A 20,038-nucleotide genomic window follows, 5' to 3' on the forward strand; every position below is an offset into this window, starting at 1 on the left:
GATCATGGTAGACACTGTCTATGGAACGCGAGAATTCTCTCAGGGAACGGTTGATCGACGCCGGAGTGGACCTTGTGATGACCGACGGAACCGCCTCGCTGGGGCTGCGTGAGATCGCCCGCCGGGCGGGAGTATCGCACGGGGCTCCGCGTCGGTACTTTCCCACTCATCACGCCCTGCTCTCTGCGATCGCCCACCGCGGTTTCGCGGACCTCAAGGCCCGGTTCGCAACCGCGACCGACGGCACGACGTCGCCGCGTGGTCAGTTGCAGGAGATCGGGCGGGCACACGTCAGGTACGCGCTGGAGCACCGCGGCATGTTCGAGCTGATGTTCCGGCATGACCTGCTCGACAGCGAGAAACACGCATCGGACCAGTCGCAGCTCCGAGATTCGACCCTGCCGTTGTTCGAGCTCATCGTCGAGCTCATCGTCCGGTATCGGTGGGAGCAGGCTGCCGCGCACCGGCCCAGCGAGCCGAGCGATCCCCAGCCGCCGCCGGCCGTGACGGCCGCCGCCCTCTGGTCGAACCTTCACGGCCTCGCCCAACTGTGGGCCTGGGGGAGCCTCCAGCTCGCCCTCGATGCCCCACCACCAGGCGGAGCACCTGATAGCAGCCATCTCGACCGGCTCGTCGCGGCGGTCCTGGACGCTCATCTCGGCCCGGTGAACTCGTGACCGCAACCGTACGGCGGCGCCTCGCACTCCTGGTCAGCGTTGCCAGCGCGATGATCGTCGCGCTGGACGGCACGGTACTCCTCGTGGCGCAGCCCAGCCTGCAACGCGACCTCGGCGCGAGCATGACGCAGGTCCAGTGGACAAGTACCGCCTACCTGCTCGCGGTGGCCGCGCTTCTCGTCATCGCCGGGCGCTTGGGTGACCGGTACGGGCACCCGCGGATGTTGTTCGTCGGCGTGCTCGGCTTCGCGGCCGCCTCGGCCGGCATCGCGCTCGCTCCCGGCGTCGGCTGGGTGATCGTCCTGCGCGCCGTACAAGGCGTGTTCGGTGCGCTCCTCCAGCCGACGACACTTGCGCTGCTGAGGCTGGCGTATCCGGCGGACCGGCTCGGTACGCCGGTCGCCATCCGTACCAGCGCGATCGGTGTGGCCGCGGCGGCCGGTCCGGTACTCGGGGGTGTTCTCGTCGCGCACCTGGGCTGGCGTGCCGTGTTCTGGATCAACGTCCCCGTCGCGCTCGCGATCGCCGTACTCACCCTCGCCGTGAGAGCACCGGCGCCCTCCCGTACCGGGTCTCAGCGACTCGACCTCACCGGCGCGGCGTTGCTCGCAACCGCCCTCGCGGTCCTGGTACACACCCTGACTGGCGTACCGGCGCACGGGTGGACCTCCGCGTCGACATGGCTCGGCCTCACCGCTCTCGCGGGCGTCGCGGCGGCGTTCGTCGGGCACGAACGCCGCACCGCGCACCCGATCGTGCCGCCGACAGTGGCGCGGTCCGTACCGGTGACGGCATCGGTAGCGATCCTGCTGTTCACCACCGGCGGTATGTTCGGCGCGCTGTTCGTGACCACATTCTTTTTCCAGGACGTACTCGGGCTCGACCCGCTTGCCAGTGGTCTGAGGGCACTCCCGCTGACCGCGCTCATGGTCCTCGGTGCGCCCGTCGCCGGCGCCGTGCTGCGCCGGTACAGCCCACGCCGCACCGCGATCCTCGGTACGGTCCTCGTCGTCCTTGGCATAGCGGGTCTGTCCCAGCTCGGCTCGGCAGGCACGTGGGCTGTTACCGGCGTGGCCTTTGCCGTCCTCGGCGCGGGATTCGCCACCGTCATGGTCACTGCCACCGCAACCGTCGTGGGTGAGGCGCCGCCCGGATACGCCGGGGTTATCGGTGGACTCAAGCAGACCGCCATGAACGTCGGCCCGTCCCTCGGAATCGCCGTAGCCGCCAGCATGATGATGCTGAGACCTTCGGCCGCCGGGACCCCAACTGCGGGCGTGACCCCGGCAATGTCGGCCTCGGCGACGGGCCCCACCCTGATGGTCCTCGCCGGACTCGCCGCCCTCGCCCTGCTACCGGCATCGCTGCTGCCGACGCAGCCGGTCCACCGCGCGAGACGTGACATGGCCGCCCCGGACGATCACGACATCCACACCGTTGACCAACCGCAGCGAAGTATCGGGTGACCAGCTGACACCGGGGCCGCTCGGCCAGTAAGAGTTCCCCAGCCTGGACTCTTTACCAAGTCGGGCCATGATCCGGACCGGAATCGAAGAGCACCGAACAAACGGTTGGACGGGCTGAGAGCGTCGCGCGCGAGACAAGCTGACGATCAAGGAGTGCGCGGTGCCCACCAACTTTTTGAGCGAGGACCAACGCAGGCGCTTCGGCCGGTTCGCGGAAGACCCGGACGAGGGACAGCTCGCCGGTTCCTTCCTGCTCGACCAGACCGCGCGGCGCCGGGCGATGGTCGCCAAGGGCGCCAGGAACCGGATCGGCTGGGCAGTCCAGCTCGGCACCGTCCGGTTTCTGGGGACGTTCCTGGACAACCCCGAACAGGTGCCCGTCGTCGTGGTCGACTACGTCGCCGAGCAGCTGGGCCTGGAGCCCGCGGAGTTCGCCGGGTACGGCACGAAAGAGCACCGCTGGGACCACCAGGAGCAGATACGCGAGGGATACGGGTACACAAAGTTCGAGTTCGACCAGTGGTTTGCGCTGGCCCGCTGGATGTACCAGCGGGCGTGGATCGGCTCCGAGCGACCGACCCTGCTGTTCGACCTGGCCACCAAGCGCCTGGTCGACAAGAAGGTGGTGCTGCCCGGGGTGACCGTGCTGGAACGGCTGGTCTCCGGCTCGCGCGAGCGCGCCGAGAAACGCCTGTGGGCGACGCTGACCGCTGCCCCCACCGAGGAGCAGGCCGCCGGGTTGCAGGGCCTGGTCGTCGTCCCCGTAGGCAAGCGCCTGTCCGAACTGGACCGGCTGCGGCGTTCCCCACGCGACATCACCGCGCGCGGGGTGGGCAAGGCCATGGAACGGTACGGGGCGCTGAACGCCTTCGGCGGCACCGCCTGGGATCTGTCCGCGATACCCCCGGGACGGCTCCAGGCGCTGGTCCGCTTCGCGCGGGCTGCCCGCGCCCAGGCCGTCTCCGATCTCGCCGGGGACCGGCGCCTGGCCACCTTGGTGGCGTTCGCCGCGGTGATGCCGCAGGTCGCTGCGGACGAGGCGATCGAGGTGTTCGACCTTGGTGATGGGCGACCTGATCCGCTCCTCCAGCACCAAGATGACCAAGCAGCGGCTGCGGACCCTCAAAGACCTGGACGCCGCCGCGATCCTGCTGCGCGAGATGTGGATCGCGGTGTCCGGGACCGCCGCCGACCCCGAGGGCGACATCCGCGCGACGCTCGACGCCATGGACGTCGGCCCGTTCCACGCCGCCGCCGAGACGGTCAAGCTCCTCGCGCAGGAACCCGACGACGTCGCCGAGCAGATGCTCGCCGCCCGCTACAACACCATCGCCCGCTTCCTGCCCGACCTGCTCAAGACCTTCGAGTTCGCGTCCAGCCCGGCCGGCGAGCCGGTGCTGGACGCGCTGGCGTTCGTGAAGTCCCTCAAGGGCCGGCGCCGCCCCATCCATGGCTGGGAGGTCCCGTCGAAGTTCCTCACCTCCGCCTGGCGGCGCCTGGTCTTCCCACCCCCGCCGATGCCCGTGGGCAGCGTCGAGAAGCGCGCCCTGATCGTCGCCTCCACCGAGGCCCTGCGCACCGCCCTGCACCGGCACGAGGTGTACGTGCCGGGCCTGCGCAAGTGGGGCGACCCCAACGCCCGGCTGCTCAACGACACCGCTTGGGAGGCGGCCCGCTCCCGGGTCTGCGAGGAACTCGACCTCGGCCCGAAGCCGGACAAGATCCTGGTGGGCTGGACCGATCGCCTCGACTCAGCCCACCGGGAGTTCGCGAACGGCCTGGCCGCCAACCCCGCCGTACGGATCGAACAGCAAAACGGCCGTGACCGGATCATCCTCACCGGCCTGGACCGCCTGGACGAACCCGTCTCCCTGCGCGAGCTCCACAAGGAGGTCGAGGCGCGCCTGCCGGCCGTCGACCTGCCCGAGATGGTGCTGGAGGTGAACTCGTGGGTGCCCTACCTGGGCGACTTCACCCACGTCTCGGAAGCCAACTCCCGGATGGACGACCTGGAACTGTCGGTGGCCGCCGTCCTCACCGCGGAGGCCACCAACGTCGGTGTCGAGCCGATCGTCCACGACGGCGTCGACGCCCTCAACCGCGATCGGCTGTTCTGGGTCGAACAGAACTACCTGCGCGCGGCGACCCTGTCCCGGGCCAACGCCCGCCTCGTCGACTACCACATGCGCCTGCCGCTGGTGCAGTCCTGGGGCGGCGGTGAACTGGCCTCCGCCGACGGCCTGCGGTTCATCACCCCGATCCGCACCCTGAACTCCGGGCCGAACCCGAAGTACTTCGGCACCCGCCGGCGCGGAGTGACGTTCTACAACTTCCTGTCCGACCAGTTCAGCGGCCTGCACGGCATCCTGATCCCCGGCACCCAGCGCGATTCCTTCTACATCCTCGACGGCCTCCTGGAGCAGGAGACCGCCCTCCGGCCCGTCGAGATCACCTCGGACACGCACAGCTCATCCGAGATCGTCTTCGGCCTCTTCCGGCTCCTGGGCTACCAGTTCTCGCCGCGGCTGGCCGACTCCGGCAGCGCGACCCTGTACCGGGCGGACCCGGACGCCGACTACGGGCCGCTCAACCCGCTGACCCGCGACAAGGTCAACCTCAAGCAGATCACCAGCCACTGGGACGACGTCCTGCGGGTGGCCGGCTCCCTGCACTCGGGCACCATCAAAGCCTCCGAGGTCCTGCGCGTGCTCGCCCCCGGCGGCAAGCCCACCCCCACGGGCAAGGCCATCATGGAGATCGGCCGCATGGACCGCAGCGCCTACCTGTCGTCGTACTTCACCGACGAGTTGCTGCGGCGGCGCATCAACACCCAGCTCAACCGGCAGGAGTCCCGCCACAACCTCGCCCGGAAGATCTTCCACGGCCAGAAGGGCGAACTCAGGCAGTCCTACAGAGAAAGCCAGGAAGATCAACTCGGGGCCCTGGGACTGATGCTCAACGTCATAATTCTCTGGAACACGGTCTACATGCAGCAGATCATCGCCGAGATGCGCGCCGAGGGCATCCACGTACGCGACGAGGACATCGCCCGCCTGTCGCCGCTGAAGTTCGCCCACATCAACTTCCACGGCCGCTACAGCTTCGCGCTGCCCGCCGAGGTCCAGGGCGGACAGCTCCGCTCCACCCGCAAGCCCGAAACGGCCAGCACCACGATCTAGGAAGGCCCGGCCGGCTCGTCCGACGCCTGGGCGAGCCGGTAGCGGACCTTCTCGTGGGACAGGCCCGCCTGGGCGCCGATCTGCCGCAGCCCCCAGCCCTCCGCCTTCGCCGCGGCCATCCCGCCGTCCAGGGCCGCGTCCGTCACCTCGCCCAGCGCCTGCCGCAGCTGGACGACCAGCCGCAGCCGGATCGCCGGTGCCAGATCATCCAGACCGGCGCAGAACCGCGCCACGTCCGCCTTCAGGAAACCGATCGTCGGGTCATCACTCACCCGCACACCCTGACGGCCCGGATCACCACCTGTCAAAACTTCTGACAGCAACACCGGTTTCTTGGTCCGTTCCTACTCGGACCCCCTTTCGGCTCCGCGCGGAGGAGGGCGAGATCATCGACACGGAGATCGCCGACGTGATCGTGAGTGACCTGGCTGCTCTCGCCGACCGAGCCCGCCACGAGGGCCAGCGTGTCTACTGCCGGGTCGGGTAGGAGTCCGGGTTCGGAGCCAGACGGTATCGATCGCCAAGCGGACCTTTGCGCCCCCGGCCAGGTGTGGGCAGTCGGATCCTCCCCAGGGCCATGCGGGCACATGCTTCGCTGCCGCGGCCGACTCGCGGGCCGGGGCGAGCGCTCGGGCAAATTGTACGAATGGCTGTCTGCCAAGGTGCGCCGTGGGTAAGGTGGTTGTTGCCGAGTCGGCGCTCGGCGCGTGCTGCACTGGTCGTGGCGATTCGGCCGGTGCCTCTTCATCCGAGGAGTGGATAGGTTGCAGGGAGGACCGTTCTACAACTTGCTCCCTCACCGCTATCTGGCCCAGAACGTGCTTCCCGCCCTGTCTTTCGATGCCCAGGTCTACTTCTTCTGCCGGGGCTGCGGGATGTACCTGCGGTCGAATCCCGCTCTCAGCGTCGACCCTTCCGTCATCCACTGTTCGAAGTGGTGCACGAGCTGCGGCACGGCCGTCGTGGAACCGAAACTCTTCGTCATGCGTGTCCGGCTGTCGTGCGACGACTGCGGTCGCGAATTCGGCGCGTTGACCACCAGGTTCTTCTTCGAACCCGAATGTCCGGACTGCGGTTCGCAGCGCTGTTCCCAGCAGTGGGCAGGGCCGCACGAGGACCTGCCGCCGGTCTTCTTAGACATGCAGGACGATCCGCGGTCGGAATCGCACGCCTGGGGCCTGAACTCGGTCGAGGACGAGTCCTCCATATCCCGGGAACTGCAGGTGGCGCGGCCCTCCCCTGACGGAATCCGCCATTACGTCCCCGCCGCGCTCTTCTCCGGCCGCCTCGCCACCTGGAACCACTACGGTTCCGGCGCGTGGCGCCTGCGCAACCTCGAAGGCATCCTGTTGCACCAGGTCTACAAGCACACCGGCGTCGTCCATGCAGGCGTGCACGCCTTCACCTCCCTCGCAGGGCTGGCCGAGGGTGAGGAGGCGGCCATGGACCCGGTGGATCGAGGAATGGTCGGCTACAACGCGGCGGCTGCGGGTTTCACTCTTCTCAATAATGTCCACGGCGCCGTCCTGGCCGGCGACCCCGAGGAGATCCGATCGCGGGCGCTGCGCCTCGCCGAACGCGCACTGGCAGCCTTCGACGCAGACCGCTCGGTCGACCCCGAGGTCCGCTCCGTCGAGATCGCACGCATCAACTACCTGTTGGGCGATCTCGCGCGCAAGCTGACGGCTGATGCCGACCGGCTGCGCGAAGCGTTGAGGTACTTCGACACGGCCCTCACGGAACCGGCCATGTCCACGCGCCTGCGAGCCGACATTGCGGCCTCGCGTGCGAGCACCCTTCAGCACTTGGAGTCGCTCGACCCCGACCGTAGCGCGCCGGTCCGCTGGGAAATCGACTACACGGGGGCGGACTGGGCGGCACTTCCCATGCACGACCAGTGCATCTGGCTGCACCGGGCGGCGATTCAACTGCAGTACGACGGAGACGACGCGGCTGCCGAGGAGGCGCTGCGCCGGGCCGCGGATCTCGCCTCGGCGGAACTCAGGACCACGCCGGACGACACGCTCGTTTCCGCCGTCCGCCTCTACCACCGGTACTTCGACGAGGTGGCGCGGATGAACGTCAGGCTCGGGCGCCCGCTCGCAGCGCTGGAGGCCGTTGAGGAGGCCCGCGCACTGGTTCTCCTGCGGCAGAGCACACCGGCCGACCGGGCCAGGAAGGAGTTCGCCGCGGCCTCGGTCCACAGGATCCTGACGGACCTGCTGACGACTGCGCCCGAGGCACCGCGGTTCAGTGCCTTCCGGCCGGCGGCCAAGTCGAAGCGACGGCCCAGTCCCCTGACCGATGCCGCGCTCGAAGACCTGGCTACCTCGGGTTGGCCAGCGGACACGGCGATCTGCTCCTTCGTCTTCGCCTCGAGCACGGTCAGCGTGGTCATCGCCGTTCCCAGCGAGGACGGCTGGCGGATCGACGGCACGCAGTGGCCCGCGGACGTCGTCGAACTCCTCCAGACCGCCAGTGTCAACCAGCTGGCGCACGCGAGCGGATTCCGCAGGCGACGGATGGCCGCGTACTGTGCTAAGGCGTCGCCGGTCCTGCTCAAGGGCCTGGTTCCCCTGCTGAGGGACTTCGGCGTGCGCCGCGTTGCGATTTCAGCTCCGGGCGTCTTCAGCCAGATCCCCTTCGAAGGCCTCGACTTCGACGGAGTCCCGTTCGGGGAGGAATTCGAGATCTTCCTGATCCCGTCACTGCGCTCCGCCGCGGCGATGGCGCGCCGTTCCGCCGAGACGGAGCCGGGCCGCGTGTTTGTCGCCAGCTACCGCGGGGCCGATCTGCCGGAGGCGTACGCCGAGTACGCGCAGATCCTGGAGGTGTGGGGAGAGCGGGCCGATCTGCTCGATCCGGACGTGCAGCGGAAGGTCCAGTTGCTGGACGCGATCTCGGCGGACCCGTACGAGCTGCTGCATTTCGCGTGCCACGGCTCGTTCGACCCCACCGAGGAGACGCGATCCGCCCTGCATTTCGGCGCGAGTCCCGATGGACGGCCGATCGTGCTGGAGGCTCGTGAACTCGCGGGCAGGGCCCTTCCCCGCCACCCCGTGGTCGTCTTGTCCGCCTGCGAATCAGGGCTCACCTCCTGGAGTCTGAGCGGCGACTGCATCGGCCTGACCGGAGCTTTCCTGCGGATGGGTGCTCGCGGCGTGGTCGGCAGCAGGTGGGCGGTGTTCGACGACTCGGCGCGCGTATTCATGAATCACCTGCACACGGCGATCAGACAGGGTGTGAGCCCGCAGCGCGCCGTGACACAGACCCAGCGGACGATGCGTGCCACCCACAGCATCGACGAGTGGGCCGCCTTCTCATACCTCGGACTGCCTGACCTCACGACCACGAACGAAAGGGCGTAACCGACGATGACGGACGTCGAACTTGAACTCAGCTTCCCTGCCGAGGACGCCGAACTGCAGGCGTTCATCGAGGAAGCCCTGCACACGAGCGACGGCATTACCGTCGGCAGGATCCGACAGATCCGGTCGGTCGATCTTCTTACCGTCATCGAACTCACCGGAACGGCGGTCGGGATCGCCGACGGACTCCTCGGCCTGCGTGACCGCGTGCGCGCCTTCCTGGCCCGCCGCGGTGCCAGCCGCGGCGGGGATGTCGCCACCGTCGAAGTGGCGAACACCGAGGGCGAGGGCGTGCCCCTTCTCCAAGCGACCGACGGCGAAGTGCAGTCTGTAGTCTCCGGCTCGAATCCGGCGGACCCCGGACCCGCCGGGGCGACCGAGAGCACCCTCGGCGCCGACTGACCGAGGTTCTGTACCGCTACCCGAGCAGGCACTCGGCCTGGGCGAGGACGTGGTGCCACTGCTCGGCGGTGGCGCGCAGTCGGGGTTCGCGCTGCTGGATGAGGGCGGTCTGCCAGACGAAGGGGCCGGGCAGGCCGGGGCCGGTGGCGCCGAGCTGGGCGGCGCCGCCCTTGAGCCGGTGGTGGACACGGATCACAGGCGCGGTTCTCCTGCGATCGGCGGGCGGTACGGGCCCATGGTGGCCTCTGCCTCTACGTTTCGGCCGTGCTCAGGTCGGGGATCCGCTTCCTGGACAACGAGCGCTGACGGCGCGGGAATCGCCGCGGTGGGGTTGGGGCGCCAGACGGTGGTGAAGGGGAAGTCGTTGTTCACCCAGAGCACGCCAGCCAGCTCGGGGGGCATGGTCCAGCGTGGCGGGTTGAACGGATCGACCTCGACTGGGTGATGGATGAACGCGTCTCCGAAGTTGAACTGCACGCTCACCGTGGGAGCGCCCTTCAGCAGGTCGTCGAGGTGCTGGACCTGAAGGCCGGTGAACTTGTCCGCGCCGGCCGCCACGATCAGCGGGAGTCCGGCTTCCTTGGCGAGGGTGCGGTACTTACTGACCTTCTTCTCGATCCCGACGGTGACCGACCGGGCCGAAACGACGCCAGCCATGTTGCTCGGGGGGATGAGGATCGTGCGCATCCCGGGGGGCCGCATGGCGTTGCCCGTGCTCGGGTCGGCCTGGAGCAGGAAGGTGTAGCCCTGACTCCGGAAGACGGTCTGGTGCAGTGGGGAGAGCAGTGCTCGGCGCAGGTCCTGGGCGATCTTCTTCACGGTGCGTGCATCAGGGGCGTCGAGCGGGCGCGACGGGTCGCCGGCCACTGTCAGGACGACGGGGACCGGTATCTGCTTGAGGCGCTCGACCAGGGCGTGCCACGCCTTCATCTTGGCGAACGTCCCCTGCTGCGGGCTGTGGGTAAGGGCTTCGACCAGCGCGACGGGCGCGCCGTCCTCACCAACGACGGTCCAGTCCGGTGTCAGCTTCCCCCACCACCGCTCGAACTCCACGCTGAAGCCTCGCCGCCGCAGCGCCGCGCCAGCGGCGAGCTCGATGATGTCGGGCCAGAAGTTTTGGTCACGCCACAAGTTCGCGGCGAAAGCCGCCGCAACATCCTCCGGGAGGAGATCGAGCTGCTCGTCCAGCCAGTTCCGCCAGGGCTCGTACTCCTCGAGCACCGCCAGGTCGTAGGAGAGCATCCGGTTCTCCGGGGGGCGCTTGCCGTAGCGGTGGCGCTGTTCGGCGACGAACTGAGGGCCGAAGCGCCGAAGAACCCGTTCCGTGTTCATGGGCCTGGATTCTCCGCCTTTCCACCCCTGCATGCACCCAAGTTCCAGGGGCCCCTACCCGGCATCTGAACGGGGGCGTGCACTCATAGACGCCACCTGGCCGTAGCTATACGAGAACCGGCCAAAACGTGCGGCACGTTCCGGCCTTGCGCTCGGCGGGACAGGCGAAGGCCCCGCTCGCCGAGGGCGAGCGGGGCCGGTTGGACCTGTTGGACCTAACGGGTCTACAGCGGGGCGAGGCGGGCGGCGCGGTCCAGGGCGCGCAGCAGTTCGGGCTCCCACCCGGCGCGCGGGGTGTCGTAGGCGAGCAGGCCGGAGGCGGACAGCACGTCGAGCTGCACCTGGTGCTCGATGCCGAGCCGCCACGCCTCGCGCAGGACGTGCCGGGCCTCGTCGCGGGCGGCGCGGCCGGTGGTCGTAGTGGCGCGGGCGTCGGGCAGGGCGGCGAGCTGGCGGCCGGCCTTCTCCAGGCGGCCCATAAGTTCGGCAGCCTTCTCGGCGTCGGGGCGCGGCGGCACGAGGTAGATCTCGGGGGCGGCGACGCCGCGGCGCAGCTGCTCCATCCGCTCCGGGAGCGGGCTCCAGCCCTCGGTCCCGGCGAGTTCGGCGTTCACCTTGGCGACCGCCGCGGTGTACGCCCGTCCGGCGCCGCGCGGCTGCAGGGTGGTGCCGGCGGGCCGGTGCTGCGGGCCGGTCTCCTCGTCGACGGTGCCGGAGTGGTTGCCGCACACCGAGACCCACAGCGCGTCCGCGCTGCCGGTGACCTCGCTCATCAGCAGGCGGCGCACGAGGAACCAGCGCTGCAGGGCGGCCCGGGTCGCACGGCGCAGCGGGTAGACCTCGACGGAGACCGGATCGTCGGGGCGGGCGTTCTGCGGCCGACGCACGATGCGGACCTCCTCCAGGGCGGGGGAGAGGTCCTCCAGCCGGATCGCACACAGCTCGCCGACGCGGGATCCTGTATCTAGCGTGACTGAGGCCATCGCCAGCATCCGCACCCAACGCGGGAAGCCGCGGGTCAACAGCCCGCCCGCGGCCCAGCGGGTGCGGCGGCCGATGTAGTCGGCGACCGTCTGCAGGCTGGCGCGCATCCGCTCGCGGCGGGCGACGTCGACCGGCTCCTTGCGGGGCTGCTCCTCCTGCGGGCGCAGGTGGACGACCTCCAGGCCGAGCTCGCGCTGCAGCAGCGTCATCACCCCGGAGCGGACGTTCGCCGTGGCCTCGGAGGTAGGCCGCACGCCGCCCCGGTCGCGCAGGTCGCCGGCCAGCGCGAGGCGCTCGTACGCCTTGAGCGCGTCGAGGGCGAACACGTTAGCGTTCACCGATTACGCGAAGGGCTCCGGCACGGGCGTCGACCGGACCGAGTCGTCCTCGGCGCCGGCCAGGCAGGAGATGCCGTCAGCAGTGGGGCCCACCTGGGCGTCGCGGTCCAGGGCCTATCTTGGCGCGCATGAAGTCATACACGATCGGCCAGGCGGCACGGCTGCTCGGCGTGAGTCCGGACACGGCGCGACGGTGGGCGGACGCGGGCCGGGTGGCGACCCACCGCGACGAGGGCGGGAAGCGGCTCATCGACGGGAAGGATCTGGCCGCCTTCTCCGTGGAGCTCGCCAAGAGCGGCAGCGGCGAGGAGGAAGCCTCGACCACCTCGGTCCGCAACGCCTTCCCCGGCATCGTCACCGGAATCAAGCTCGGTGACGTGGCGGCGCAGGTGGAGATCCAGGCCGGTCCGCACCGGTTGGTGTCGCTCCTGACAAGGGAGGCGGTCGAGGATCTGGGGCTCGAGGTGGGCATGGAGGCCACCGCCCGGGTGAAGTCGACGAACGTGCACATCGACCGCGTCTGAGCGAGCCGGCGGTGGCTCCCACCGGTCACCTGGTGGCCGAGTAGGAGTGCGCGGCGGTTCCGGCCAGGGCGCCGCCGTCGACGATGAGGTACTCGTCGCGGTTGGGTCGGCCCGCGAACCGGGCCGAAGCCGGGGCCGGTCTCCGCCCAGGACAACAGTGCGCCGTGGCCGTCCGCGCCGCGTACGGCGGCAAGGATTCGCAGACGGCCCTTGCGGCGGGCGGGTCGAATGCGGGGCCGGGGATGACCATTCCCGCCACCTCGCCGACGGCCGTGTCGACGGCTGCGAGGACCTGGCCACGGGCCGCCACCTCCCGCAGGACCGTTCCCGAACCCTCCTGACGGCCCTCCTGACGTACAAACGCACATGCCATGCCAGTCGACGACGTACTCGGCTCATGCGAAGCCACAGGAGACTTTCACCTCGCATCTGCGGCATTATAATCGGCGTATGCACAGCTACCGGAGCGGAGTGCGGCCGTCCTGCTCGGCGCCGGCGCCGACACCGCGACGCGTCTGGTCGACGGCGTGAAACGCACCGCCGAACGGGACGGGCCGGGCCGGGCCACCGGATGATCCCCGGCCCTGACCCCGACAGCTGCGACGCGCCCACCCAGGCCGTGAGGAGTCGGAGCCGGAGCCGGTGTTCCGGCGGTTGCCGTGATCAAGTCGACCGACGTGGCCGTCGAGAGACCGTAGATGAGTCCGTCAGGACCAGAGGGAGTTGGACCCGTGATGACCCGTTCCACGCGCCGGACCCGCCGCATGCGCCAGGCGGCCGGCGCAGGCGGCGCCGCTCTGCTGGCCGTGAGCGCCTGCTCGTCGTCCGACTCGGACTCCGCCGCGAAGTCCGGCTACTCCGCGTCGGCCGGCGCCTCGGACGAGCTGTCCGGGGACGTGAACGTCTTCGCCGCGGCCTCACTGAAGGAGAGCTTCACCAAGCTGGGCAAGGAGTTCGAGAAGGAGCACCCGGGCACGAAGGTGGTCTTCAACTTCGGCGGCAGCGACTCGCTCGCCGCGGGCATCACCAGCGGCGCGCCGGCCGATGTCTTCGCCTCGGCCAGCCCCAGGACGATGAAGGTCGTCACTGACGCGGGAGACGCCGCCGGGACGCCCGCCACCTTCGTCCGCAACCAGATGGAGATCGCCACCCTGCCCGGCAACCCGGACAAGATCACCTCCCTCGAGGACCTCACCGGCTCGGACCTGAAGGTCGTGCTGTGCGACAAGACGGTGCCCTGCGGCGCCGCCGCACAGAAGGCGCTGACCGCCGCCGACCTCAAGCTCACGCCCGTCTCGTACGAGGAGGACGTCAAGTCCGCCCTGAACAAGGTGGTCCTGAAGGAGGCCGACGCCGCGGTGGTCTACAAGACCGACGTGAAGGCAGCGGGTGACAAGGCGCAGGGCGTGAACTTCCCCGAGTCGGCCGAGGCCGTCAACGACTACCCGATCACCCTGCTCAAGGGCGCGCAGAACACCGAGGCCGCCAAGGCGTTCATCGCGCTGGTGCAGTCCGCCGAGGGCCAGAAGGTCCTGACCGAGGCAGGGTTCAGCAAGCCGTGACCTCGCTCGACAAGACCGGCGCCGCGACCGGCCCCCGCACGGGTGGGCCGCGGAGACGCCGCGTCCGCGGACGCGCCCCGCTGCCTCTCCTCGTGCCCGCGCTGATCGGCCTCGCGTTCCTGGTCCTTCCGCTCGCCGCCCTGCTGATCAGGGCCCCCTGGCAGAACATGCCCGACCTGCTGACCAGCACCGAGGTGTGGCAGGCGCTCCAGCTGTCCCTGGTCTGCGCGACGGCGGCGACCGCGGTGAGCCTGGTCATCGGGGTGCCGCTGGCCTGGCTGCTGGCTCGGGCCGAGTTCCCGGGGCGTGGACTCGTACGTGCTCTGGTGACGCTGCCGCTCGTCCTGCCGCCCGTGGTGGGCGGTGTGGCCCTGCTCATGGCGTTCGGCCGCAACGGGGTCATCGGAGGCCGGCTGGACTCCTGGTTCGGGATCACGCTGCCGTTCACCACGACCGGGGTGGTGCTCGCGGAGGCGTTCGTGGCGATGCCGTTCCTGGTCATCAGCGTGGAGGGCACGCTGCGGGCGGCCGACCAGCGGTACGAGGAAGCGGCCACGACACTGGGCGCCTCCCGTTTCACCGCGTTCCGCCGCGTCACTCTGCCGCTCATCGCCCCCGGCATCGCGGCCGGCGCCGTGCTCGCCTGGGCGCGGGCGCTCGGCGAGTTCGGCGCGACGATCACCTTCGCCGGCAACTTTCCCGGCCGCACCCAGACCATGCCGCTCGCCGTCTACCTGGCCCTCCAGAACGACCCGGAGGCGGCGATCGCGCTCAGCCTTGTCCTGCTGGCCGTGTCGATCGCGGTCCTGGCCGGACTGAGGGACCGTTGGATGACCGCCTCATGACCGACCTCCACGAGCCCGCGCAGGACTCCGTCGTCACCCCCGGGCCGGCCGGTGAGGGGCTCGACGCCCGGCTGGTGGTCGAGCGCGGCGCCTTCCGCCTCGACGTGCCGCTGACCGTCGCGCCCGGCGACGTGGTCGCGCTCCTCGGCCCCAACGGCGCCGGCAAGACGACCGCCCTGCGGGCCCTCGCCGGTCTCGTCCCGCTCACCGACGGCCATCTTCGCCTCGACGGTGCCGAGTTGGACCATACGCCACCGGAATCCCGCCCGGTCGGCGTCGTCTTCCAGGACTACCTGCTCTTCCCCCACCTCTCCGCCCTCGACAACGTGGCCTTCGGGCCGCGCTGCCACGGCGCAAGCAAGGCGGAGGCCCGGGCCCAGGCAGCCGTGTGGCTGGACCGCATGGGACTGGCCGAGCACGCGGCCGCCAAGCCCCGCCGCCTTTCCGGCGGCCAGGCCCAGCGCGTCGCCCTCGCCCGCGCCCTGGCCACCCGGCCCCGGCTGCTGCTCCTCGACGAGCCGCTCGCCGCGCTCGACGCACGCACCCGCCTCGACGTCCGCTCCCAGCTCCGCCACCACCTGGCCGGCTTCGAGGCCGTCGCCGTGCTCGTCACGCACGACCCGCTGGACGCCATGGTCCTGGCCGACCACCTCGTCGTCATAGAGGACGGCCGTGTCGTGCAGGAGGGCACCCCCTCCGACATCGCCCGCCACCCGCGCACCGACTACATCGCCCAGCTGGTCGGCCTCAACCTCTACCTCGGCCAGGCCCAGGGACACACGGTCCACGTCGAAGACGGACCCGTGATCACGACCACAGAGGACCTCGACGGCCCGGTCTTCGTCGCCTTCCCGCCCAGCGCGGTGACCCTCCACCGGGACCGTCCCACCGGGTCCAGCGCCCGCAATCTCTGGCGGTGCGAGGTGGCCGGCCTGGAGATTCACGGCGATCTGATCCGCGCCGACCTCACGGGCGATCTGCCCCTGGCCGCCGACCTGACCACGGTCGCCGCGGCCGAACTCGACCTCCGCGCCGGGGTAACGCTGTGGGCGTCGGTCAAGGCGGCCCAGACCCACGCGTACCGCGCCTGAGGGTGACGGCACGTGCGGCCATGCGGCCTGACGCACGCCGGGTGGGTGGGTGGGCTCAGGCGTGCCGCTCCAGGAGGGCCTTGAGCCCGGCCAGATCCTTGTTCTGGGCGCGGCGCACAGCGGCCGCCGTCGCGGGGCCGCCAAGAAGGCGATGCGGGCCGCCTCTCAGGCGTCCGGGTTCTTGCCGGCGGCCGAGACCTTGATGCGGTCCGCGTGGAGCTCGACGCGCCTGGTGGAAGTCCTCGGGCTCGGGCACGTCACTCCCCGCCCCGGAGGCGACGACGGTGCCGATGCGGACCTCGGCGACGGACGCACCATCCTTCGCGTACCGGGTCTTACGCATTCCCGTCACCACCGTGGCGATGTGTCGCGTCGGGCAGGGGGAACACGATGCGGAACGTGCAGCCTTCGCCGGGGGCCGTGTCGAGGGTGATGCGGCCGCCTTGGGCGGTGACGAGCGCCTGGGCGATGGAGAGGCCGAGGCCGGAGCCGCCGGTGGTGCGGGTGCGGGAGTCGTCGGCGCGGTGGAAGCGGTCGAAGACCCGGTCGCGTTCGGCGGGGGTGAGGCCGGGGCCCTCGTCGGCGACTTCCAGGACTGCGTGGGCGCCTGCGGTGCCCACGCCGATACGGATCGGGGCGCCGGCAGGTGTGTGGGTGACGGCGTTGCCGATGAGGTTGGTGACGACCTGGCGGAGCCTGGCCTCGTCGGCGACGGCGGGGGCGGTGGAGGGTTTCCCGCCACCGGGACCGGTCAGCCTCACCGGCCGGGTGGTGTCGAGGGCCCGTACGTCGTGGAGGGCGTCGGCGGCGAGCGTGCGCAGGTCCATGGGGGCCAGGTCGAGCGCGAAGGCCGGTTCCCGGTCGGGCCCGGTGACCTCCGTGCCCTCGTCGAGGCGGGCGAGCAGCAGCATCTCCTCCACGAGCCGGGTGAGGCGTTCGGACTCCGCGGCGATCCGGGTCATGGTCTGGTCGACGTCCTCGCGGGTGGGCAGGGCGCCCATGCGGTAGAGGTCGGTGTAGCCCTTGATACCGACGAGGGGCGTGCGGAGTTCGTGGCTCGCGTCGGCGAAGAAGCGCCGCGTTCTCGATTCGGCCTCCGCGCGGGCCTGGAAGGCGGTGTCGATCTGGCTGAGCATCTCGTTCAGGCAGGCGGTCAGCCGTCCCACCTCGGTGTGGGGCGCGGCCAGTTCGGGGACGCGGTGGGAGTAGTCGCCCGCGGTGATGGCCGTCGCCGTCTCCTCGATGCGGGTCAGGGGGCGCAGACCGGAGCGGACGGCGAACCAGCCGGCGGCAGCCAGAACGGCGAGCAGCGCGGTCCCCACCGTCAGCAAGAGGTTCCGGGTCTCGGCGATGGTGCGGTCGACCTCTTCGAGGGAGGTGGCCACGAGAACGCTGCCCCGGACGTCGGACCGCCCGGGCGGGAAGACCTGGTCGTGCTGTGTGAGGGCGATGACCCGCCAGCTGTGGTCGCCGTCGTGCGCCGGAACGGTGAACGGGCGGCCCTCGTGGGCGAGGACGCCGGCGCGGTCGAGGGCGGGGAGGTCGGGGCCACCGCCCGGTGGCGCGGTGCTCGCGTCGAACGACCTGCGGACGGCGCCGCCGTCGTCCAGGTAGGTCACGGTCGTGTCCCCGAGGACGCTGAGGGCCTGCGCGCCGACCGGGGTACCGGTGCCGGAGGGCGGTGACAGACGGGCGGCGATCTGCCCGGTCAGGAGGAGCCGGTCGTCGATCCGGTCCTGGAGGTAGTCCTGCAGGGCCGTGGTGACGAACATGCCCGTGCCGAGGAGGCCGACGGCCACCAGAGCGATGGACAGGCACAACAGGCGGGTACGGAGGGACAGACGGCTCGGCCGGTGCCTGGGCGGCAGCAGGGCGGGGCGCCTCATGGCCGGGGCTCGCGGACCACGTAGCCGACGCCGCGGACGGTGTGGATGAGTTTGGGCTCGTCGGTGTCGACCTTGCGGCGCAGGTAGCTGATGTAGGTGTCGACGATGCTGGGATCGCCGCCGAAGTCGTACTCCCACACGCTGTGCAGGATCTGGTTCTTCGTCATGGTCCGTTCGGCGTTGGCGACCAGGAAGTGCAGGAGACGGAATTCGGTCGGGGACAGCCGCACGGTCCGGCCCGCCCGGGTCACGTGGTGGCTGTCGGGTTCGAGTTCCAGATCGCCAACGGTGATCCGGGCCGGCTGCTCACCTCTGGTACGGCGCAGCACCGCGTGGATCCGGGCGATCAGTTCTTCGAGGTCGAAGGGTTTGGTGACGTAGTCGTCGCCGCCGAGGCGCAGGCCGTGCAGCCGGTCCTGGCGCTCGTCGCGGGCGGTGACGAACAGGACCGGCACGTCGCCGCCCTGTCCCGCTCGCCGTGAGCGGGGTCGGGCGCGCAGGCGGCGGATCACCTCGAAGCCGTCCATGTCGGGGAGCATGACGTCGAGCAGGACGAGATCGGGTGTGTGCTGTGCGGCCAGGTCGAGGGCTTCCTGGCCGGTGGCGGCGGCGTCAACGGCGAACCCGGCGTACCGCAGCGCGGTGCGCAGCAGTTCCCGGACGGTGGGTTCGTCGTCGACGACGAGCAGGTGGTCCGGGCGCCCCACGGGACGAGAGGGAGGTGTCGGTGCCGCCACGGTGTGGATCGCCTCCCTTCACGGACGCAGGCTGCACAGAGGCAGGCTGGTTGGGCTGTCACGGCTTTTCAGGAGATCACACGGGGCTCACGGAGCCGAGTCCGACGGGACCCGGGACGCGGAACGGGAGGCGGCGGATCCGGCCGGGCGCCGGAGCACGGTGCCGGGCGTCCGCGCGGCGCGGTCACGGCCCCGGGCGCGTCGGCCGTGCAGGCGGCTGCCGCCGTAGGCGGCGAGGGAGGCCAGAACGCAGCCGGTGAGCGCGGACAGCCCCGGACTTCCGTCGAGACCGGCGGCGACGCCACCCAGCTCGCTTCCCATGACGCTGACGCCGATCCGCAGCGATCCCCGCGCCAGCAGCGGGAGCACCAGCGTCGAGACACCGACGGCGACGCCCATGCGCAGGGCGATCTCGGTGTGGCGACCGAGCAGGGCATCGGCTTCTTGCCGCGGGGTGCGGGCGGGGGTGCGGGCGGCGGCGACGTATCCGGCGATCACCAGCAGGAGCAGCAGGAGCATCAGTCCGATCAGCCACATCGGTACGCCGGCGCCCGACCAGCCACCGAGGTTCACGGACTTGTCCGCGCCCGCCGCACCGCGCTGGGCTCCCGCGCCGAGCATGCCGAGTATCCCGCCGCCCTCGTACTGCAGGCGGTGCACACCCGCCTCCCAGGAGGTCCCGAGGCCGGAGGTGAGCAGCACAGCGACCAGGTTGGGGCCGAGGAGGAGCAGCATCCCGGCTGCCTTGGCGGCCTGCTCGCGGCCGGTCAGGGCAGCGGCGCCGACCACGAGTGCGGCGGTGAGGGCGGCGCAGCACAGCACGACCGCCGTGCCGGTCAGGGTGGAGGTGACGGCGTTCCACTTCAGCCGCAGCCGCCCCAGGGCGATGCGTCGCGGCAGCGTCGTACGGCGGGCCGCGACGCAGCCGACGGCGAGGACGACGCCCACCCACAGCAGACCGGAGAAGACGGTCGCAGCGGCATCGGTCGTGAAGGTCACCGAGGACAGTTCCGGGATGAGGTCACCGCCCCCGCCCCCGTCACCGCCGCCGGTGAACCGGCTGAACGCTCCGCCCGACGGGCTTCTGCCGAACCGTTCCGTCACGCTCTCGGGCAGGCGGGCCCTGCCACGGGCCGTGCCGGCGAGCACCGGGAGGAGCACCGCAGTGGCCGCAAGTGCGCCCCCGCACCGGGCCCACAGCATCACCGGGGAGGGCCGCGGCCGCCGGTACAGGGGGCGGAAGAAGGCGATCGCGAGGACGGCGGTGCCGAGGAAGGTCAGGGTCAGCGGCGTCACCGCCGCCTCACCGGTCAGGCCGAGGTTCAGACCGCCCCGACCTCCCAGCCCGCCGAGTCCGCTTCCCCCAAGGCCGCCGCCCTCTGCGGACCCGGCTCCGGCCGCCGACTCCACGGTGACGCCGCCGCCGACGGCCATGCCGACCATCGTCGGCACCAGGCGGGAGACAGGCGCGACCGCGCCGGCGCCGAGGAAGGTCAGTGCCGCCCACGCGGTGGCGGCCATGACCACGAGGGCGGCCGCGACGGAGAGGGCGCCTTCGAGGACGTGGCGCCACGGTGTGACGGGAGGAGCGGAGTGCGGCGGCGGGGCTGCGGACATGGGCGGGCTCCTTGTGGCAGAGGCGTTCAG

At 70.7% G+C, this 20,038-nt stretch carries 19 protein-coding genes and 1 pseudogene; 10 read left to right on the plus strand and 10 right to left on the minus strand.

Features of this window, described 5'->3' with window-relative positions; translation table 11 throughout:
* Positions 1–20 precede the first annotated feature (20 nt).
* From ACZ4SA_RS15570 to ACZ4SA_RS15585, 4 genes and pseudogenes are all read left to right on the plus strand, one after another.
* Complete coding sequence (locus tag ACZ4SA_RS15570) at positions 21–677, plus strand: TetR/AcrR family transcriptional regulator (protein ID WP_468274312.1); 657 nt, start codon at positions 21–23, stop codon at positions 675–677.
* A gap of 50 nt (positions 678–727) precedes the next feature.
* Positions 728–2,143 (plus strand): MFS transporter, encoded by a 1,416-nt coding sequence (locus tag ACZ4SA_RS15575; RefSeq protein WP_468274578.1) that lies wholly within the window; start codon positions 728–730, stop codon positions 2,141–2,143.
* A 160-nt stretch (positions 2,144–2,303) separates the two neighbouring features.
* Positions 2,304–2,747: pseudogene (locus ACZ4SA_RS15580) on the plus strand (DUF4158 domain-containing protein); the annotation flags it as partial.
* Between the two features lie 460 nt (positions 2,748–3,207).
* Positions 3,208–5,322 (plus strand): Tn3 family transposase, encoded by a 2,115-nt coding sequence (locus tag ACZ4SA_RS15585; protein WP_468274314.1) that lies wholly within the window; start codon positions 3,208–3,210, stop codon positions 5,320–5,322.
* On the opposite strand, the gene ACZ4SA_RS15590 is transcribed toward ACZ4SA_RS15585, so the two are convergent.
* Positions 5,319–5,594 (minus strand): hypothetical protein, encoded by a 276-nt coding sequence (locus ACZ4SA_RS15590; RefSeq protein WP_468274317.1) that lies wholly within the window; start codon positions 5,592–5,594, stop codon positions 5,319–5,321. The two genes, ACZ4SA_RS15585 and ACZ4SA_RS15590, sit on opposite strands and share 4 nt — an antisense overlap.
* Positions 5,595–6,172: 578 nt before the next feature.
* On the minus strand, positions 6,173–6,307 hold the full coding sequence (locus ACZ4SA_RS15595) for a hypothetical protein (protein WP_468274320.1): 135 nt from the start codon (positions 6,305–6,307) through the stop codon (positions 6,173–6,175).
* Here ACZ4SA_RS15595 and ACZ4SA_RS15600 point away from each other — a divergent pair.
* Complete coding sequence (locus ACZ4SA_RS15600) at positions 6,306–8,690, plus strand: CHAT domain-containing protein (protein ID WP_468274322.1); 2,385 nt, start codon at positions 6,306–6,308, stop codon at positions 8,688–8,690. The genes ACZ4SA_RS15595 and ACZ4SA_RS15600 overlap by 2 nt on opposite strands.
* A 6-nt stretch (positions 8,691–8,696) precedes the next feature.
* Entirely contained in the window at positions 8,697–9,092 is a 396-nt protein-coding gene (locus tag ACZ4SA_RS15605) for a hypothetical protein (protein ID WP_468274325.1), read from the plus strand.
* Positions 9,093–9,108: 16 nt separating this feature from the next.
* On the opposite strand, the gene ACZ4SA_RS15610 is transcribed toward ACZ4SA_RS15605, so the two are convergent.
* From ACZ4SA_RS15610 to ACZ4SA_RS15620, 3 genes are all read right to left on the minus strand, one after another.
* Positions 9,109–9,288, minus strand: coding sequence for a hypothetical protein (locus tag ACZ4SA_RS15610; protein ID WP_468274328.1), 180 nt, complete (start codon positions 9,286–9,288; stop codon positions 9,109–9,111).
* Positions 9,285–10,424: a hypothetical protein gene (locus tag ACZ4SA_RS15615; protein WP_468274330.1), complete on the minus strand. Its 1,140-nt coding sequence runs from the start codon at positions 10,422–10,424 to the stop codon at positions 9,285–9,287. The genes ACZ4SA_RS15610 and ACZ4SA_RS15615 overlap by 4 nt, the downstream gene beginning before the upstream one ends.
* A 224-nt stretch (positions 10,425–10,648) precedes the next feature.
* On the minus strand, positions 10,649–11,746 hold the full coding sequence (locus ACZ4SA_RS15620) for a hypothetical protein (protein WP_468274332.1): 1,098 nt from the start codon (positions 11,744–11,746) through the stop codon (positions 10,649–10,651).
* Between the two features lie 128 nt (positions 11,747–11,874).
* Here ACZ4SA_RS15620 and ACZ4SA_RS15625 point away from each other — a divergent pair, with 128 nt between their 5' ends.
* Entirely contained in the window at positions 11,875–12,270 is a 396-nt protein-coding gene (locus tag ACZ4SA_RS15625; RefSeq protein WP_468274335.1) for a TOBE domain-containing protein, read from the plus strand.
* Positions 12,271–12,295: 25 nt separating this feature from the next.
* Here ACZ4SA_RS15625 and ACZ4SA_RS15630 read toward each other — a convergent pair whose 3' ends face one another.
* On the minus strand, positions 12,296–12,643 hold the full coding sequence (locus ACZ4SA_RS15630) for a hypothetical protein (RefSeq protein WP_468274337.1): 348 nt from the start codon (positions 12,641–12,643) through the stop codon (positions 12,296–12,298).
* A 361-nt stretch (positions 12,644–13,004) separates the two neighbouring features.
* Between ACZ4SA_RS15630 and modA the strand changes: the two genes are divergently transcribed.
* Genes modA through ACZ4SA_RS15645 form a run of 3 tightly spaced genes read left to right on the plus strand, consistent with a single transcriptional unit; the run spans position 13,005 to position 15,768 of the window.
* A complete protein-coding gene (gene modA / locus ACZ4SA_RS15635) occupies positions 13,005–13,832 on the plus strand; it encodes a molybdate ABC transporter substrate-binding protein (protein ID WP_468274340.1) in 828 nt (275 codons plus the stop codon).
* Positions 13,829–14,677 carry a molybdate ABC transporter permease subunit gene (gene modB, locus ACZ4SA_RS15640; protein ID WP_468274342.1) on the plus strand — a complete coding sequence of 283 codons (849 nt, stop codon included), beginning with the start codon at positions 13,829–13,831 and terminating at the stop codon, positions 14,675–14,677. The genes modA and modB overlap by 4 nt, the downstream gene beginning before the upstream one ends.
* Positions 14,674–15,768, plus strand: a complete 1,095-nt coding sequence (locus ACZ4SA_RS15645) for an ABC transporter ATP-binding protein (protein ID WP_468274345.1) — start codon at positions 14,674–14,676, stop codon at positions 15,766–15,768. Before modB ends, ACZ4SA_RS15645 begins: the two co-directional genes overlap by 4 nt.
* A gap of 55 nt (positions 15,769–15,823) precedes the next feature.
* On the opposite strand, the gene ACZ4SA_RS15650 is transcribed toward ACZ4SA_RS15645, so the two are convergent.
* From ACZ4SA_RS15650 to ACZ4SA_RS15665, 4 genes are all read right to left on the minus strand, one after another.
* Positions 15,824–16,111 carry a hypothetical protein gene (locus ACZ4SA_RS15650; RefSeq protein WP_468274347.1) on the minus strand — a complete coding sequence of 96 codons (288 nt, stop codon included), beginning with the start codon at positions 16,109–16,111 and terminating at the stop codon, positions 15,824–15,826.
* Positions 16,104–17,654, minus strand: coding sequence for a sensor histidine kinase (locus ACZ4SA_RS15655; RefSeq protein WP_468274349.1), 1,551 nt, complete (start codon positions 17,652–17,654; stop codon positions 16,104–16,106). The genes ACZ4SA_RS15650 and ACZ4SA_RS15655 overlap by 8 nt, the downstream gene beginning before the upstream one ends.
* Positions 17,651–18,391, minus strand: a complete 741-nt coding sequence (locus ACZ4SA_RS15660) for a response regulator transcription factor (protein ID WP_468274351.1) — start codon at positions 18,389–18,391, stop codon at positions 17,651–17,653. Before ACZ4SA_RS15660 ends, ACZ4SA_RS15655 begins: the two co-directional genes overlap by 4 nt.
* Positions 18,392–18,478: 87 nt before the next feature.
* Complete coding sequence (locus ACZ4SA_RS15665) at positions 18,479–20,008, minus strand: streptophobe family protein (RefSeq protein ID WP_468274354.1); 1,530 nt, start codon at positions 20,006–20,008, stop codon at positions 18,479–18,481.
* Positions 20,009–20,038: the final 30 nt, after the last annotated feature.

The organism is Streptomyces sp. NPDC027962 (assembly GCF_055566095.1).